We start from the raw sequence: 18,041 nt of genomic DNA on the forward strand, positions 1-18,041 counted from the left end.
CACTTATTTTTACCGTACGTACGCTTCCCCTACAGTTTACTTACCTTTGGGCATAAAGAACTATCGTTGAACAAAGAGACCATACTTAAAGAACTTCAATTCAAGGCCATTAGAAGTAGTGGCCCAGGAGGGCAACATGCCAATAAAGTATCTTCTAAAGTGGAGCTCAACTTTGATCTGTTCAATTCCAACGGTCTTTCCGATACCCAAAAAAAACGTATTTCACTTAAATTAGGTTCTAAACTGACCAAAGAAGGTCTCCTATTATTACAGTGTGATGATACCCGCAGCCAACATAAAAACAAAAGTTTGGTGACCGATCGCTTTTTTGATCTCGTGGACAGAGCACTACTTGTTCAGAAAAAAAGAAAACCCACCAAACCCTCCAAATCATCTATTGAGAAAAGACTGCGGTCAAAGAAAATTTCCGCCTCTAAAAAAATAAATCGAAGAAAACCAGAAATCTGATTTGTACATTAGAATACGATAGCATTAGATATATAGGCAGGCTTAGGCGAAAAAGGAATAAAAAACAAAGACCGTTAAAGCCCCTACTACACCCAAAATCCCACATCCAAGACTAAACAACCTATACCCTGTTTTAACGTTCATTCCGCTCATTTGGGTAACTACCCAAAAAAAGCTGTCGTTAGCGTGGGAAACAACCGCAGAGCCTGCGCCAATTATAACCACGACCAAAGCTTTTTGAATATCGGTCTCAAACCCGAGCGATGACATCATGGGCATAATTATAGACGCCGTGGTCACCAAAGCTACCGTAGAGGAACCTTGGGCCGTTTTTAAAGCTGCAGCCAGAACAAAGGGTAAAAAAATACCAATATTATACTCCATCAATAATTGACCCAAGGTATCCGCTATTCCAGAATTTTGAAGGATTTTTCCAAAAATACCCCCAGCTCCGGTTATCAAAATAATCGAAGCGGCATCTTTAATAGCCTTTCCTACCCAACCCGATGACGAAAGCATATCGTAATTGAGCTTTTTAGGCAACAGCAGGCACAAAAAAATACCTATTAACAAGGCAATTACAGGTTCGCCCAAAAAACCGATTAGGTCCACAAAAGAATTGTCCAAATTTGTTCTTTTGGGATTTAATACCGATTTAAGCACAATTAAAAGAATAGGAACCAATATGGGAATAGATGACTTTAGAGCACTGGGAGCACTTGTCAATTCCTTCTCGGCCTCTAGGGCATCCTCCACATCAGGTTCTATTTGCGTTTTAGAGGCATATTTTTTAGCGAAGATAATACCAGAGATCAAGGCAATTATACTTGCCGGAAAACCAAATGCGATAACCAACCCAAGGTCCGCATCTAAAATACCGGCCGCTGCAATAGGCCCCGGAGTTGGAGGCACCATCGTGTGCGAGGCCATTAAGCCCACCCCTAAGGCAATGGCCGGGCCCGCAATTGAAATACCCGCCTTTTTAGATAAACTTTTATTTAAAGGGTGAAGCAACATAAACCCACTATCGGCAAAAACAGGAATGGATACCACATAGCCTATAATTCCCATAGCCGTGGTAACTCTCTTTTTACCGATCAGTTGTAGTACCTTCTCCGCAATGGCGAAGGCACCGCCCGTATTTTCTAAAAATGCACCGATTATAACCCCTAGAACAATGATCAGTCCTATTTTACCCAAGGTATCTCCGAACCCATTATTTATGGAAGAGATAATCTCTTCATAAGGCATACCGGCAAAAAGGCCATATAAAATGGAAATAATAAAAAGAGCTATGAACGCATGTACTTTTAACCGAGTGGTCAAAAAAATGATGGCCAAAACCGCAACCAATAAAAACAATAACTCCATAACCTACTATAAATTTTTCTAATCTTTAGTTGGGTACAATCTTTAATCCAAGGTGTACTACCGTAAAATTCTTTTAGAATTATCCTTAATCGGCCCTCTTTACAAAACCCATTGTACATCAAATGTTTAAGGTAACCAAAAAATCGGAAAACATGTTCAATAAACCGCCTCTATACGATGGGTCTTACCATTGAAGGTAAATTCATCATCCTTCATTTTTCCTAAGAGTAATTTTCCAATAGGAGTGGCCGGAGAAATACAGTAAACTACGACACCGTCTACCCTAAATTCACCTGCCGAAATTGCGATATAGTAATTGGCCGCCGTTGTATAGACCAAAGTTCCAATAGCAATAGAACCCGTACCACCGTCTACACGAACTTTGTTCAATAGGCCTTGCATATTTTCCGCATTGGCGAGCTGAACCCCAATTTTCTCCCTTTCTAGCTGTAACATGGCCCTACCGGTCTCATGCTTGTCACCAGCACTACTTTTGGTCTCTGATGTAAGTGCCTTCCCTATTTCCGAGATTTGCTTTTTTAACCGGGATATGCGGCCAAAAACAAACTCTTTACAATAGATATAAGCGGCTTCTTTAATTTCTTGATTATTTTTCAACGTGATATAAATCGGCAAGTTTATAAATGAGAAAGTTAACCATTTGATCCATACTATCGCCATTACCGAACATTGTTTGAACAGCTTCCCTATTTTCCTTCTTAAAATATGCCAGATCACCTGATCGGTCTTCACTAAAGATATTCCATGATTTTAACCCGCTGAGCATGGCTTTATGAGCTTTGTACTTTCTTGTAATCTCTTCTTTGTTCTTTTTATATACTTTATCGACAACAGACTTTTCTTGCAGCATACTATATTCTGCGGTAATGCGAGCATCCAGTTTTTCTGCCTCGGTAATAATCTTAAAATATGCCCTGGACACCAACGAATGGTATTTCTTTTCGAATAGCACATCATTGTCCAAAAAAGAGTTTTCCGGTTCCAGTATAACATCGTCATCGGCACTGGCATACATGGTAGTATAAGCAACTTGGTTTTCGTTGTTCAAAGATTCTTTCCAGACTTGCGATTGAATCATCTCTTTCCATATTTCATTATATCTAAGTTGATATTTTGTTTTGCCACTGGAACAAGATGTAATTAAAATAAATAAACAAATAAGACTCCTAAACCTCCTTTTCATATTGGTTGCTACTCGTAATTAACACTTTACAAGCAAAGAAGTAGGAATTAAAAATTTCAAGGTCTGGGGAACCTTATACTGATAATAAGAAAAGCAATATAGGAAGAAAATAGCGGTATATATATACTTTTAACAGAATGGTTAAAAAAACTGAAAAAGACGGATTTCATTAAAAAATGTTAGCCATTCGTTCGCCGACCGAAGCTCCAATAGCAACACCCATTCCACCCAATCGTACCCCACAAGCCACATTATCGGAAAGCTGTTTTACAATTGGCTTTTTCTGTGGTCCAACGCCCATAATACCGCTCCATCCATAGTCGATTTTAAAGGGGGTTCTTGGCAAGATCAATGTAGCCAGTAATTCCTTCAACTTGTGCCGGACCAAAGAGGTCTGCCCAAACTCAAAGGTTTCTTCGGTCTTAAAGTCAAGGTTTCTGCCCCCTCCCAATAAAATTCTATCATCTATATTCCTAAAGTAATAGTACCCCTCCTCTAAATGAAACGTCCCTTTTATATGTAGGTTCTTTATAGGTTTGGTAATGATTACCTGTGCACGTGCCGGCCTTACATTCTCTTTAAAAAGCTGTTGTGCAAAACCATTGGTGGCCACTAATAGTTTATTGGTCTTAAATTGAAACCCATTACACTTTATTTCCACACCACTTCCTGTGTCCAAAAAAGATTCTACCAAGGCTGAGTTCAAAATATTGATATCGGACTTCATTGCTTTCGCCAATAAAGATTTCATCATTCTTCCCGTATCTATTTGTCCTTCAAAAATATGGGTGATATAATGCTGGTTAATTCCCTCAAAACCAAATCTATTGATAGAAACCTTGAAAGGTTCTTCTTGAAAAACTGGGGTCAACAGTTCATTTATGACCGATATATTATCATAACAGTATTGAAACCGCTCTTCGTCCTTTTCTAAAAATATTTCATGCCCCGCGTTGTTTTGATATCCAATATTGGTATCGCCCAATAAGCTGCGAAGTGATTTAATTCCCTTCCATCTTTGATCCACTAAACCTACCAACTCTTCTTCTGAATGTTCTTTTAGGTCCGCCAATATTTCCGAAATACTACCAAAACATGCAAACCCGGCATTTTTGGTACTTGCCCCTTGGGGCAATATCCCTTTTTCCAATATTAAAATACTTGCCTTTGGATGTTTTTCCCTAAGCCGCAAAGCCGTAGTAAGGCCTACGATACCACTTCCTATAACGGTATAATCAACATTGGAAAACCATGATTTATATTCCCAGTAACTTAAATTCATTCCTCTCTTAAAAATTAAAGGTAAAATAAGCATTACAGTATTACTTAAAACAAAAAACCCCAACATTTCTGTTAGGGTCTTTGTCTTATTCTTTAGGTGGAGGATCCATCTTAAAGTCGTTCATAAAGGCAGTGGTATAATTACCTGCCAAATAATCGGGATCGTCCATCAATTGTCTGTGAAAAGGAATCGTCGTTTTTACGCCCTCTATCACAAACTCGTCCAAAGCACGTTTCATCTTATTGATCGCCTCTTCCCTTGTCTGGGCCGTTGTAATCAACTTGGCTATCATAGAATCGTAGTTTGGCGGTATGCTATAGCCACTGTACACGTGTGTATCCATACGTACACCATGACCTCCCGGTGTGTGCAAAGTAGTTATTCTACCTGGTGAAGGTCTAAAGTTATTATAAGGGTCCTCGGCATTGATCCTACACTCTATGGAGTGTAGTTTAGGTAGGTAATTTTTTCCTGAAATCGGAACACCTGCAGCCACCAATATTTGTTCACGAATTAAATCATAATCTATGACCTGTTCTGTAATGGGGTGCTCTACCTGAATACGGGTATTCATCTCCATAAAATAGAACTTACGGTGTTTGTCCACCAAAAATTCGATGGTACCGGCACCTTCATATTTTATATACTCGGCCGCCTTAACCGCCGCTTTCCCCATTTCTTCCCGCAACTTATCGGTCATAAAAGGAGAAGGGGTTTCTTCGGTCAGTTTTTGATGTCGCCTTTGAATAGAGCAATCACGTTCAGAAAGATGACATGCCTTACCATATTGATCACCAACGATCTGTATTTCTATATGTCGGGGCTCTTCGATCAGCTTCTCCATGTACATACCGCCATTACCAAAAGCAGCAGTTGCTTCTTGTACGGCACTTTCGAAAAGCTCTTCCATCTCATCTTCGCCCCATACGGCACGCATACCCTTTCCACCACCACCAGCGGTAGCTTTGATCATTACGGGGTAGCCCATCTTCTTGGCCACTTTTTTAGCGTCTTCAACATCTTTTAACAAACCATCAGACCCCGGAACACATGGAACCCCGGCCTTTTTCATGGTTTCTTTTGCCGTAGACTTATCTCCCATACGATCTATTTGATCACCCGAAGCTCCAATAAATTTTATATCGTGCTCTGCACAGATTCTGGAAAATTTTGAGTTTTCGGAAAGAAAACCATATCCAGGGTGTATGGCATCGGCATTGGTAATTTCTGCCGCGGCAATAATATTAGGTATCTTCAAATAGGACTCATTACTTGGTGCAGGACCGATACATACGGCCTCGTCCGCAAAACGTACGTGAAGACTTTCTTCGTCCGCCTTACTATAAACGGCTACGGTCTTTATCCCCATTTCCTTACAAGTACGGATAACACGTAAAGCGATTTCTCCCCTATTTGCAATCAATATTTTTTTAAACATCTCTTGATATTTTAGTATAAATCTTAAATTCTGGACATTGGCATAGTACCAATGATCTGGGTTAAACCAATTTAAGCTGGGTCTACCAAGAATAATGGTTGGTCAAACTCTACAGGCGATGCATCATCTACCAAGACTTTGACAATAGTACCGGACACTTCAGACTCTATATCATTGAATAATTTCATTGCCTCGATTACACAAAGCACATCTCCTGATGAAATCTTATCACCGACCTCAACAAAAGCAGGCTTATCAGGTGATGGTTTTCTATAGAAAGTTCCAATTATAGGGGATTTGATAGTAATATATTTGGAATCGTCCTCTTTCTTTTCTGGTTCCGCAGCTTTGGCAGGAGCCGAAGGAGCCTCATGCGGAGGTGCAGCGTGGGCCACCGGAGCCTGGGCCATAGGTATAGATTGAACATAGGTCGGCTCATTATTTCCAAGACTACCCGTTCGTATGGTAATCTTTATCTCATCGGTTTCCAATTTTACTTCGCTGGCACCAGATTTTGCGACAAATTTAATAAGGCTTTGTATTTCTTTAATATCCATGGTTAAATATGTTTTTTTGTTGGTTGTCTAATTAATTATAGGCCCATTTTAAATAAATGGATCCCCAAGTAAAGCCACCACCAAAGGCGGCAAAAACAAGATTATCTCCTTTTTTTATTTGGTCTTCGTAATCGTTCAACAATAAAGGTAACGTTGCAGAAGTCGTATTACCGTAACGTTGTATGTTCATCAGTACTTTTGAATGGTCAAGTCCCATGCGATTTGCGGTCGCATCAATAATACGCTTATTGGCCTGATGGGGCACTAACCAAGAAACATCTTCGTCTGTTAAATTATTTCTTTTCATTATTCGTTCTGCGACATCCGCCATGTTCGAAACGGCAAATTTGAAAACTGTTTTGCCATCTTGAAAAATGTAATGCTTTCTGTCTTTTACGGTCTGTTCGGTAGCTGGCATCAAAGAACCTCCCGCTTCCATGCCCAAAAACTGTCTACCGGCACCATCTGATCTTAAATACTCATCTTGAAGTCCTAGACCTTCCGTATTTGGTTCGAACAATACAGCGCCTGCACCGTCTCCAAAAATAATACAAGTAGTCCGATCCGTATAATCTATAATAGACGACATTTTATCCGCCCCTATCAATAAAATCTTTTTGTAACGTCCGGACTCTATATAACTAGCCGCCGTGGACATACCAAAAAGAAAACTGGAGCAAGCTGCCAATAAATCATATGCAAAGGCATTAACGGCTCCTATCTCTGAAGCCACAAAAGCTGCCGTAGAGGCGACCATACTATCTGGGGTTGCCGTGGCAACCATGATCAAGTCTATTTCTGCGGGATCTAATTTCTTCTTTTCGATCAACTGCTTAGCAGCCTTAATAGCAAGATATGAGGAACCTTCCCCTTCTTCTTTCTTTAAGACTCTCCTCTCTTTAATACCTGTTCGGGTAGTTATCCATTCATCATTCGTCTCTACCATCTCCTCCAACATTTTATTGGTGAGGACAAACTGGGGAACATAGCCTCCTACAGCTGTAATCGCTGCCGTAATTTTGGTCATATTTTAATTGCATTCAGGTGAAAACGTTCAAAAACACGTCAAAAGTGGTGAAAATTAGTGATTTTAGTCGACTTTTTTCCTCAAAACAACCGGTTTTTGAAAAATTTAATTCCTTTATGTTAAAATTGATTATAAAATTTAATGGTCGGCCTATATTAAATTATAGGTGAAAAAAAACTCCCTACTTCTTAGAAGTGGGAGTTATATATAAGGTCAATAAGCTATATTAAGCTTCTATTTCTTCGGTTTTATCTACCAATACTTGGCCTCTGTAGTATAATTTACCTTCGTGCCAGTGTGCTCTATGGTATAAATGCATTTCACCTGTTGTTGAATCAGTAGCCAATGTAGGTGCAACTGCTTTATAGTGCGTTCTTCTTTTGTCTCTCCTAGTTCTGGAAATCTTTCTTTTAGGATGTGCCATTTATAACCTTATTTATCCGTTAATAGTTTTTTTAATTCGTCCCACCTGGGATCGTTATCGTCTTTATTATTTTTTTTGTCCTTTGGTTGAAGCTCTTCGAGCTTGCGCAACGCATCCGATTTTAAAGTACCGTCCCAAATACCGGGGTGTACTCTTTTTTGAGGAACAGCCAGTATAATCATTTCATAAACATACTGGGCTATGTTTACTTGATGCTCGCCATGTGGCAATATCAAGATCTCATCGTCATCATCATTGTATTCCTCACCAAACTTTACCACCAACTGAAGTGTTCCACTTATAGGCTGGTCGTACGGTTCGCTGGTAAGATCACAATTGACGTTCACTGTTCCGTCAGCGTCAAAATCAAGCTCCATCATAGTGCTTGTTTTGTTCAACACAACGTTTAGCTGCACATCAACCGCTTCAAATTCGTCGTAACCAAAAGATTCAAAGAACTTATTTTCGATTTTATAATTAAAGTCGTGCTTCCCCTGTTTCAATCCCGAAAAAGGAATGTTGAACTCCTTTTGCTCCATCACTTACAACTCTTAATTTTAAATCATTACCATAAAAGGCGGGTGCAAAGATACTATTATTTTAATAACCGCCAATAGTTATCAACTATTTATCTTCATAACTTCTTTTGCAAAGAAATAAAATGGTATTACCGTTTTACCCGTTGCTTTTTAAGTACGTTTTTCGTCAGTTCTAGATACTCTGTCCTGTTCTTATAAATTTTCAAGGCCATAAACACCGCTTCTTTAAAAGAACTATGGTCGGCCTCACCTTTACCGGCTATCTCGTAGGCCGTGCCATGGTCTGGGGAAGTTCTCACCTTGTCCAGACCCGCGGTAAAATTAACCCCGCGACCAAAAGAAAGTGTCTTAAATGGAATTAAGCCTTGATCATGATATGCGGCCAATATGGCATCGAAGTCCTTATAGGTATCCGAACCAAAAAAACTATCGGCAGAATAGGGCCCAAATACTAAATGTCCTGTATTGGCCATTTCCTTAATAACCGGTTTCAACACCTCGTCATCTTCTTTTCCGATAACTCCATTGTCGCCACTATGGGGATTAATGCCCAATAGTGCGATTTTTGGTTTTCTGATACCAAAATCCATTATCAAAGATTTTTCTATGGTATTGATCTTGTCTCTTACCAATCTGGGAACAATGGCCTTCGACACGTCTTTTACCGCTACATGGTCTGTTAACAGACCCACTTTGAGCGTATCGGTTACCATAAACATAAGGCTTTCCCCTTGAAGCTCTTGTGCCAAATAATCGGTATGGCCCGGAAAGTTAAATTCTTCCGATTGAATATTATTTTTATTTATGGGTGCAGTTACCAGAACATCTATATCCCCTTTTTTTAAGGCCGAAACAGCAGCCTTTAACGATCGTATCGCAAAATCGCCCGCTTCTTTTGTCGCTTGGCCAAATTGAATTTTAGGTACTTGCTTCCATACGTTTACGATGTTAAGCTTGCCCTCTACCACCTTTGAAGCGTCATGTACCCCATTAAAGGCTATATTTAGCCCCAAAGCCTTTTGTTGCCCTGAAATAGTTTTGTTTGAAGCAAAAATAATCGGAGTGCAAAAATCCAACATTCGGGCATCCCCAAATGTTTTTAGTGCCACTTCACAGCCGATACCGTTCAAATCCCCAATGGAGATACCTAACCTTATTTTCCCTTTTTCCTCCATTATATCTTGTACCTTTGTAATCAAATTTCGATCATCAAAATTACTTAAATTAAACGACACATGTTCACCGGTATCATTGAAACATTGGGCAAGGTAACTTCTATTGAAGCCCATGGCTCCAATTTGGATTTAACTATTGAAGCCTCTATTACCCCAGAACTTAAAATAGACCAAAGTGTGGCCCATAACGGTGTTTGCCTTACGGTAGTAGCCATTTCTGGTAACAGTTACACGGTTACCGCAATTGCCGAGACCTTAAAAAAAACCAATCTCGGAGATTTAAAACCTGGAGACAAAGTAAACCTGGAACGCGCCATGATCATGGGGTCTAGACTAGATGGCCATATTGTACAGGGGCATGTGGACCAAACAGGGGAATGTGTGGGTATAAAAGAGGAAAACGGAAGTTGGGTCTTTTCATTTGAATATGATGCTACCACAGGGAACCCTACCATCGAAAAAGGTTCTATTACTATAGATGGCACCAGCCTTACGGTAGTGAATTCAGGAAAAAATACTTTTGATGTGGCCATTATTCCGTACACATACGAACATACCCGGTTCAACACATATAAAGAAGGTACTATCGTAAATTTGGAGTTTGATGTAATCGGCAAGTATGTTGCCAAATTAATGCAACATTAAGTATATTAACCTTTTTACACTTTTATAAAGATCTTCTTCTTATAAAGTACGAAGGCCAATAGCCCATAAAAGGCAACAACGGTTAAACCATATAGCAAAGAGGACAACTCCATTGAAATGGTATCGTGTACATATATGGTTTGAAAAAGCCATCCGTGTAACGACGTATCCCCTACTTTTATCTGCCCCATTACCTTGGCTATAAAACTGGACAGAAAATATACCACAATGGCGTTGGCCCCGGCATACCTGAAAATACTTCCGAACTCCATTTTTCTTACGTCCGTCAAATAGTATATCAAGGCAAGAATCAGATTGGCCCACCCGGCGGTTACCAATACAAAACTACTGGTCCACAATGCTTTGTTTATCGGAAACACCAAATCCCATACATGTCCTATTATTAAAAAACTGCCCCCGATACCCATTAAGATAGTGGCCTTTTTTTCTTGTTTGGAAGTCAATATCAACCCGGTAAAAATTCCCAACAAAGAACTTACAATAGACGGAACGGTACTTAACAGGCCCTCTGGGTCATAGTCTGGCTTATAGTTGTGCGAACCAAAAACCTTTACATCCAGCCAATTGGCCAGATTATTAGGGGCTCTTTCCAACGTTGAGGCAACCCCATCTACCGGCACCAATGTCATTAATATCCAATATAAGATCAATAATGTGATGGCAATACCTATTAGTGTTTTCCATTTAAAATTGATAAACAGCAAAGAGGCAAAGAAAAAGACTACTCCGATTCTTTGCAGCACGCCCGGAAAACGTATACTCTCCCAATCTTTTATGAAAGGAAACCTTATAAGAAAAGCCCCCAAGAAAAGTCCGAGGCCAATTAACTTTAGGGTTCTAATGATAATCTTTTTATAGGTATCATAACCAACCTCCCTATTTTGATACGAAAAAACAATAGAAGTGCCCACAATGAACAGAAAGAAAGGAAAGACCAGATCTGTAGGCGTGTACCCATGCCAATCGGCATGCAAAAAAGGGGCATACACATTAGACCAAGTGCCCGGTGTGTTTACCAATACCATTAATAAAATGGTAGCTCCCCTAAAAATATCTACGGATAAAATTCTTTCTCTCATAACAAAAGCATTTATTACAAGATATCTTCTTTCATTCTACCCCAAGCTTTAATGAGCAGAAAGCCAGAGACCAAGGCGATCGCAGAAAGAATCAAGGCACTGGTGGTTCTTCCATAAATCCAATATCCGGTTGCGAACATGATCGAATAAATAAGTGTAACCCCCAACAACATGGCAGAAACACCAGATGGCACGCTCCATTTTTCGCCCGGTTTCACGATTTCTTCTTGTGCCTTTTCTGCATCGGACACCACTTTTTGCCAACCAGGACCTCCCGGTTGAATTTTTCTATAAAAAGACCGTAGGGTCGCATCGCTTTCCGGAGGGGTTAAAAATGTAGCCAACATCCAAATAGCCGTGGTTACCACCACAATAAAGGGATAATTTGCCCATTCTGGAAAAACCCCAGTTTCCGGGGCAAAAAGAATATCGCCCAAGCTTGTTTTGGCCAATAGTATTACAATGATCCCCGAGGCGAACATAGCCGTAATTTCGCTCCACGCGTTTATACGCCACCAGAACCATCGAAGAATAAACACCAATCCCGTACCCGCACCAAACTGTATCAACAGATCAAACACCTCAAAGGCATTTTGCAAAGTTAGTGCAAACAGGGCGCTCAAAACCATAAGCACTACCGTAGATATTCTACCTACGGCTACCATTTGTTTTTCTGTGGCGTTCGGATTTACCTGTCTTTTATAAAAATCGAAAACAATATAAGAGGAACCCCAATTCAATTGGGTAGAAATTGTACTCATATATGCCGCTATCAAAGATGCCAAAACCACTCCTAAAAGACCGCTCGGCAATTTTGTCAACATAGCGGAGTAAGCAAGATCATGCCCCAATTTACTTTCGGCAACATTTGGAAATGCTTCTGCAATACTAGCAATATCAGGATATACCACCAACGAGGCCAACGCCACTAAGATCCATGGCCATGGACGCAGTGCATAATGCATAATATTAAAAAAGAATGTGGCCCCAATGGCATGGTTCTCATCTTTGGCGGCCAACATACGTTGTGCTATATACCCACCGCCCCCGGGTTCGGCTCCGGGATACCAAGAGCTCCACCACTGTACCGCAATAGGAATAATAAATAAGGTTATAAGTACTTCGGTATTATCAAAATCGGGTAAAATATTAAGCTTATCCACAACATTCTCGTTTGCCATTAAAGCATGTATACCACCTACCTCGGGAATATTGACTAAGTAGTATGCCGCACCCACGGCACCGGACATCGCCACAAAAAACAATAGGAAATCTGTATATACCACACCTTTGAACCCTCCAAGAGCACTAAAGACAACGGTAATCAAACCTGCTCCGACGACAGTTTCCCATGGTTCTAGCCCCAACATAATGCCTCCGATCTTAATAGCGGCCAAGGTAACCGAAGCCATGGTAATTATATTGAAAAGTGCCCCAAGGTAAATAGCCCTGAATTTTCTTAAAAAACTGGCTGGCTTGCCCCCATACCGCATTTCATAAAACTCCAAATCCGTATTTACGTTCGATTTTCTCCATAATTTGGCGTATACAAAAACCGTAAGCATACCGGTAATAAGAAAACACCACCACACCCAGTTACCAGAAACACCATTGCTACGTACTATATCTGTAACCAAGTTGGGCGTATCGGTAGAAAAAGTTGTCGCCACCATGGATAATCCCAATAACCACCACGGCATGGTTCTTCCAGACAGAAAAAATTCCGATGAGTTTTTTCCCGACTTCTTTGATACATAAACTCCTATTCCTAAAACTATTGCAAAAAAGACCACAATAAAACTGTAGTCGAGGGTACTTAATTCCATGGTTTGGTTGTTTGTTAGCTTCTAAAGATAAAATAAATTAAGATACTTTTGTTCTTTCATGACGAAACCTATTTCGTCTTTAACATTATAAATGGAAGTTTCTCTCACATCATGGATACTGGCAAGCTTGGCCGCTTTTGTTATTGGTATGTCCAAGGCAGGTATTAAAGGAATAGCGGTAATCAATGTCACTTTTATGGCTTTGGCCTTCGGGGCCAAAGAATCCACAGGAATGGTGGTTCCCCTACTCGTATTGGCCGATGTTTTCGCTGTAATCTATTACCATCGCCATACCCAATGGGCTTATGTTTTTAAGGTATTGCCATGGATGATCGTTGGTTTGGTCATTGGTGTTTTTGCAGGAAAAGACCTTCCTGAGGATGTTTTTAAAATTGGTATGGCATCCATCATTATCATTACCGTATTTATGATGTTTTGGTGGGACAGAAAAAAGGTGAAAACCGTACCTTCCCATTGGACATTTTCAAGTTTCATAGGTATCATTGCCGGTTTCACCACTATGGTAGGGAACCTGGCCGGTGCTTTTTCCAATATTTATTTTTTGGCCATGCGACTGCCCAAAAATCACTTTATAGGCACGGCTGCTTGGTTGTTTCTGATCATCAACATCATAAAGCTGCCCTTTCATATTTTTGTTTGGGAAACTATTTCATATGACTCGTTGATTCTTAACCTAAAGTTATTGCCCGGTATATTTTTAGGTTTTTTTGTAGGTATCCGCATCATAAAGTTGATAAACGAAGCTTTTTTTCGCAAAATGATTTTGGTTCTTACGGCTTTGGGCGCCGTATTGATCATGGCGGGATAGTCTTACTTTCCTAGACAAAGCAAAATCAAAAAACTTTTACAATGAAAAAACCCATCAGAAGAATCTGATGGGTTTTTACCATTATAACAATTAACAAGACTCTTTTTAGTCTTGTTCTTATCTGTTTTTATTCTGCTGCACCTTCATAGATGGTATTAAAAATCAATTTATAGGTACCTCTTGGCTGTGCCCTAAATTGTGGTCTAAAAGCAAAAAGCACTACAGACCCTTGTCCGTATTTTGCTTTTACCATTGCGGGCTTTTTGGCTATGTATTTATTTTCTCCCATAGCCCATCCACTCATTAATAGATCTTTGGGTGCATAAGTGGCTATTACCTCTACCTCTGGTGCGGGGGCATCTTTAATATCCTCATCACCACCTTCTCCTTTTTTACGTTGTTTATCTATAACGAACGCCCGACTTTTATTGAATGATACGGCAACGGTATCTTGCATACCAAAGGCCAACGGATGAGATGTGTCTATTCCCGTTTTTATCAACGAACCCGGAATAAAGAAACTTTTACTGCTAACCCCTTCGGTAGCATCTCTTAATGGCAAACCGAACTGCTCTATCACATAATTGCTCGCAGCATCAAAAGCCATTAAAAGACCTCCTTTTTTTACGTATTTGCTCAGAGCCAAAGAACCTTCCAAGCCTATACCTCCGGTGAATTTTTCTGGCATTTGCAGTATAGAATTACCGTGTAGTATAGATTCTGCCCTTTGGGAAGGAAGTATGATGACGTCATATTTTGACAAATCTGCCGTTTGTATGTCCCTATCGTGCAAGGTATCCATCTCAAAGGCATATTCATCCATTACAAAACGAGTCCACCCCTCATCCATATTGGCGACCCAAGATTTATAAAGACCCACCTTTGGCAAGTGTAATTTTGTTAATTCTACCTCTGGTTTAGATGATACTCCCTTAAACTCAAGACCATACTCCTCGGCAAGCGAACCTATTAATTCCTTGTCTCCAGAAACAACATAAGACCCAGCAGGATATGTTGTTTTGCCGACCTTAAAAGATTCTTTACTCTTATAAGCAGTACCACCTGCCTTAAGTATTTTATTGGTTGCTGCCACTGAGGCATTCGTATTTACGCTAAGGGCATACCCAAAAGAGGCATTTCCCGCTACCTCGCCTTCATAGTAATCTACCAAAGAGGTTACTTTTTCTGTTGAGACATTGAACGAGTCGCCTATTTTATCTACAGAAACACCCATTTGCATAGGTAGCGTCCAACCTGCCAAATCGTATGGCGTATCCGGTGGACCTCCAGGATATTGAAAACGGGTAGGATAATTTTGTTTTTCCAACAAATCCATCAAATAAGGCCTAAAAGCCTGTCCCCCGTATATGACATAAGAACCCTTTTCGTATTTTTTGTCGTTTACCGTAAAGCTTTTAGTGGCTTTTTCTATCTCTATTCCTCCTTTTAGCAGAACATTCACCAAGTTTACGGCCTCAAAAGAATCCCATTGTTCCTTTCCGATTATATAGGCAAAAGGGCCCTCGGTCTTCGCTTTTTCAATTGCGGAAGCCCCCATTTTATAGATGTTGTACAGGTAGTTGCTTTTTCGGTCAGCGGCCAGGTCCAATGTGGCCCAAGTAGCAGTAAGCATATAATCTACGGCATCCCTAAAATGAGATTCACCACCCTTCCAAGGGTCTGGATACATAATATCGGTGCCATCGGTAGGGGTACCGCCAGCCACTGTTTTTGGTAATTTTTCAGGATCATAAAACCTTGGGGTAGGTGAGGCCTGTCCCGTTTCGGTCAAAATACCGATCATATTATGGTAATAAGGAACGGTACGTCCGCCCCCGTTCCAGAACATGGTGTAAAAATTATCGGCAATGGCACCTGGCATATTCTCCAAAGAAAATCTTTTTATCATGGCAGACCCAACTTCACTCACACCTGCTGTGATTGCAGGGTGAATTCTTGGGTTTACGGGATCTGCATAAGGTGGCAAAGAAATTTTTGTCCATGCCGGTGAAGATTGATGATGGTTATAAACAATTTGTGGATACCACTCATTATAAAGAATCTTGGAAACATGGTACGTCTCCGGCATGGTATTCATAAACCAATCCCTATTATTATCATGCCCCATATAGTAATGATATAAAATAGGGGGACGAGAAGTTTCATAAGGAGTTCCAAGGTTTTTCTTGTACCAATCCACTACAATATCCAACCCGTCCGGATTCATTACCGGCATTAATATGGTAATTACGTTTTCCCTGATTTTTTTTATTTCGGTAGACTCCGATGTAGCCAAGGTATACGCAAATTCAGAGGTCATTTGCCCATGCGCCAATTCCGTAGAGTGCATTCCGCCATCTATCCAAACAATTGCCTTGCCTTCTTCCGACAGTTTAACGGCTTCGCTATCCGAAACTTGAACCCTGGCAAGTTTGGTGCTAATATCTTTCCATTTGTCCAACTGAGCCAAATTACCCTCACTCGAAATGAACAATACATACATTTTACGGCCTAGAACCGTTTTACCTATTTCAACCATTTTTACCCGATCAGAAGCCTTATCCAACTTTGTCAAATAATCTTCGATCTGTGAGTAATCGGCCAATTTGTAATCGTCTCCTACCCTAAAACCATAAACATCTTTTGGGGAAGGAACTTGTTGCGCCCAGCCCATGTAAATACATGACAACGCCATCACAAGAGTCACAAGGGCTACCTTGTACCTTTTTGTTTTTAATATCATTTTTTTGAATTAGTTTGAATTTGATAGAAAATTACGCAATAGTCAGGAAGAAATTAAATTCTGCGCAAAAGAATTTAACGTTCGAATATTTTTTTAAGAGTTTATAAATTGTAGATCCAATTATCATTGATTTGACAATGCCATTGGGTTTGTCGAAACAAAAGACATTACTGTCTTTTACGTTTCCATCTATATGCTCTTGGTTTTGGGAATTTTAAATTTTTCAACTCCATAGCACGATTATTACGCCTATATTTCTGATACCAAAAATTATTTAAGATCTTGCCTAGCTCAAGTTCTATATATGTAAAGACGGATATACCATGAATTCTACCGAAGACAAACTTAAAGAACGTATAAAAGAGTTAACCTGCTTGTATGATGTTACATCTATTATAGTAAACGCCGACTATCAACAACTGGAAACTTCGTTGCAAGCTATTGTACAGTGCTTAAAAAAAGCTTGGTTGTACAAGGACGATGCGGAAGTTTATCTGTCTTGTAGTGCCTACGAAATAAAAACAAAGGCATACGACCCTTCAATGGTGTCTTTAAAATCGGACATTAAGGTATTCAATAAAATAGAAGGGTATATTAAAGTAGGTTACCCGAAAGAAAAATACTCGCAATCAGATTTTCTGGAAGAAGAACAAATACTGCTGGCAAGCGTAAGTTTGGCGGTAGGCAATTTATTGGAAAGAAAACAAATAAGAGATAGTGAAGCTGCCGTAAAACGACAAATGGAACATACGGACAGACTTTATATACTCGGTGAAATTACAGCTGGTATCGCCCATGAACTAAATACGCCCCTTGCAAATATTTTAGGCTTTGCAGAACTCTTAAAAGAGAGAATGGTAGATAAACAGACCATTAAAGATCTTGAAAAGATCATGGACAATGCCATTTTTAGCCGGGAAATTGTAAAAAAGTTAATGTTCTTTGCCTGCGAAATGCCCCAAGAAATGCATTCTTTACAGGTAAACTCCAACGTAGAAAGTGTTCTAGAACTATTAAAGCCCTCTTTACAAGAGAAAAATATAAAAGTCAATACATCTTTCAGTAACGACGACATACAGTTAAGGGCAGATACCGTACAACTTACTCAAGTACTTTTTAACATGATCATGAATGCCATCTATTATTCTCCCGTTAATGGAGCAATAGGACTAGATGTAAAGGAAAAGAAAAAGAATATAGAAATCAGTATCTCTGATCAAGGTAAGGGAATAGACCCCGAAAACGAAACCAAGGTATTTGAGCCTTTCTTCACCACAAAGCCCCATGGCGAAGGCTCGGGTCTTGGCCTTAGTGTGGTGCACGGTATTATTACCAGCCATAAAGGAACCATAACACATAAGCCCAACACTCCGAAAGGAACTATTTTTACCATCGATTTTCCTAAATTATAAC

General features: G+C 39.9%; 17 protein-coding genes. 4 read left to right on the plus strand and 13 right to left on the minus strand.

Annotated features, from left to right (window positions below):
* Window positions 1-66: 66 nt before the first annotated feature.
* Window positions 67-468: an alternative ribosome rescue aminoacyl-tRNA hydrolase ArfB gene (gene arfB, locus J8L85_RS02555; protein WP_211014238.1), complete on the plus strand. Its 402-nt coding sequence runs from the start codon at window positions 67-69 to the stop codon at window positions 466-468.
* A gap of 42 nt (window positions 469-510) precedes the next feature.
* Here the strand turns inward: arfB and J8L85_RS02560 are convergent, their stop codons facing one another.
* The 10 genes from J8L85_RS02560 to pdxA all read right to left on the minus strand — a co-directional run bounded on the left by J8L85_RS02560 (window position 511) and on the right by pdxA (window position 9,485).
* On the minus strand, window positions 511-1,839 hold the full coding sequence (locus tag J8L85_RS02560) for a GntP family permease (RefSeq protein ID WP_211014240.1): 1,329 nt from the start codon (window positions 1,837-1,839) through the stop codon (window positions 511-513).
* A gap of 156 nt (window positions 1,840-1,995) precedes the next feature.
* Complete coding sequence (locus J8L85_RS02565; protein ID WP_247656538.1) at window positions 1,996-2,457, minus strand: 3-oxoacyl-ACP synthase; 462 nt, start codon at window positions 2,455-2,457, stop codon at window positions 1,996-1,998.
* Window positions 2,447-2,938, minus strand: coding sequence for a hypothetical protein (locus J8L85_RS02570; protein ID WP_211014242.1), 492 nt, complete (start codon window positions 2,936-2,938; stop codon window positions 2,447-2,449). Before J8L85_RS02570 ends, J8L85_RS02565 begins: the two co-directional genes overlap by 11 nt.
* Window positions 2,939-3,212: 274 nt before the next feature.
* Window positions 3,213-4,325 (minus strand): FAD-dependent oxidoreductase, encoded by a 1,113-nt coding sequence (locus J8L85_RS02575; protein WP_211014244.1) that lies wholly within the window; start codon window positions 4,323-4,325, stop codon window positions 3,213-3,215.
* Window positions 4,326-4,410: 85 nt separating this feature from the next.
* Window positions 4,411-5,763 carry an acetyl-CoA carboxylase biotin carboxylase subunit gene (gene accC / locus J8L85_RS02580; protein WP_211014246.1) on the minus strand — a complete coding sequence of 451 codons (1,353 nt, stop codon included), beginning with the start codon at window positions 5,761-5,763 and terminating at the stop codon, window positions 4,411-4,413.
* A gap of 71 nt (window positions 5,764-5,834) precedes the next feature.
* A complete protein-coding gene (gene accB / locus J8L85_RS02585; RefSeq protein ID WP_211014248.1) occupies window positions 5,835-6,320 on the minus strand; it encodes an acetyl-CoA carboxylase biotin carboxyl carrier protein in 486 nt (161 codons plus the stop codon).
* A gap of 31 nt (window positions 6,321-6,351) precedes the next feature.
* Window positions 6,352-7,347, minus strand: coding sequence for a beta-ketoacyl-ACP synthase III (locus J8L85_RS02590; RefSeq protein ID WP_211014250.1), 996 nt, complete (start codon window positions 7,345-7,347; stop codon window positions 6,352-6,354).
* A gap of 226 nt (window positions 7,348-7,573) precedes the next feature.
* Window positions 7,574-7,771: a 50S ribosomal protein L32 gene (gene rpmF / locus J8L85_RS02595; protein ID WP_047246969.1), complete on the minus strand. Its 198-nt coding sequence runs from the start codon at window positions 7,769-7,771 to the stop codon at window positions 7,574-7,576.
* Window positions 7,772-7,779: 8 nt separating this feature from the next.
* Complete coding sequence (locus J8L85_RS02600; RefSeq protein ID WP_211016258.1) at window positions 7,780-8,310, minus strand: DUF177 domain-containing protein; 531 nt, start codon at window positions 8,308-8,310, stop codon at window positions 7,780-7,782.
* Between the two features lie 128 nt (window positions 8,311-8,438).
* Window positions 8,439-9,485, minus strand: coding sequence for a 4-hydroxythreonine-4-phosphate dehydrogenase PdxA (pdxA, locus tag J8L85_RS02605; RefSeq protein ID WP_211016259.1), 1,047 nt, complete (start codon window positions 9,483-9,485; stop codon window positions 8,439-8,441).
* A gap of 60 nt (window positions 9,486-9,545) precedes the next feature.
* On the opposite strand from pdxA, the gene J8L85_RS02610 reads away from it, so the two are divergent.
* Entirely contained in the window at window positions 9,546-10,130 is a 585-nt protein-coding gene (locus J8L85_RS02610) for a riboflavin synthase (RefSeq protein WP_211014252.1), read from the plus strand.
* 14 nt (window positions 10,131-10,144) lie between these two features.
* Here the strand turns inward: J8L85_RS02610 and J8L85_RS02615 are convergent, their stop codons facing one another.
* A complete protein-coding gene (locus J8L85_RS02615; RefSeq protein WP_211014253.1) occupies window positions 10,145-11,230 on the minus strand; it encodes a heparan-alpha-glucosaminide N-acetyltransferase in 1,086 nt (361 codons plus the stop codon).
* A 14-nt stretch (window positions 11,231-11,244) separates the two neighbouring features.
* Window positions 11,245-13,056: a sodium:solute symporter family protein gene (locus J8L85_RS02620; RefSeq protein WP_211014256.1), complete on the minus strand. Its 1,812-nt coding sequence runs from the start codon at window positions 13,054-13,056 to the stop codon at window positions 11,245-11,247.
* A gap of 91 nt (window positions 13,057-13,147) precedes the next feature.
* Here J8L85_RS02620 and J8L85_RS02625 point away from each other — a divergent pair, with 91 nt between their 5' ends.
* Entirely contained in the window at window positions 13,148-13,885 is a 738-nt protein-coding gene (locus J8L85_RS02625) for a sulfite exporter TauE/SafE family protein (RefSeq protein ID WP_211014259.1), read from the plus strand.
* Window positions 13,886-14,012: 127 nt separating this feature from the next.
* Here the strand turns inward: J8L85_RS02625 and J8L85_RS02630 are convergent, their stop codons facing one another.
* Window positions 14,013-16,628, minus strand: coding sequence for a M14 metallopeptidase family protein (locus tag J8L85_RS02630; RefSeq protein WP_211014261.1), 2,616 nt, complete (start codon window positions 16,626-16,628; stop codon window positions 14,013-14,015).
* 323 nt (window positions 16,629-16,951) lie between these two features.
* Here J8L85_RS02630 and J8L85_RS02635 point away from each other — a divergent pair, with 323 nt between their 5' ends.
* Window positions 16,952-18,040, plus strand: coding sequence for a HAMP domain-containing sensor histidine kinase (locus tag J8L85_RS02635; protein WP_211014263.1), 1,089 nt, complete (start codon window positions 16,952-16,954; stop codon window positions 18,038-18,040).
* The last annotated feature ends 1 nt before the right edge of the window (window position 18,041 follow it).

It is taken from the genome of Maribacter sp. MMG018, from assembly GCF_018100785.1.
GTDB lineage: Bacteria > Bacteroidota > Bacteroidia > Flavobacteriales > Flavobacteriaceae > Maribacter.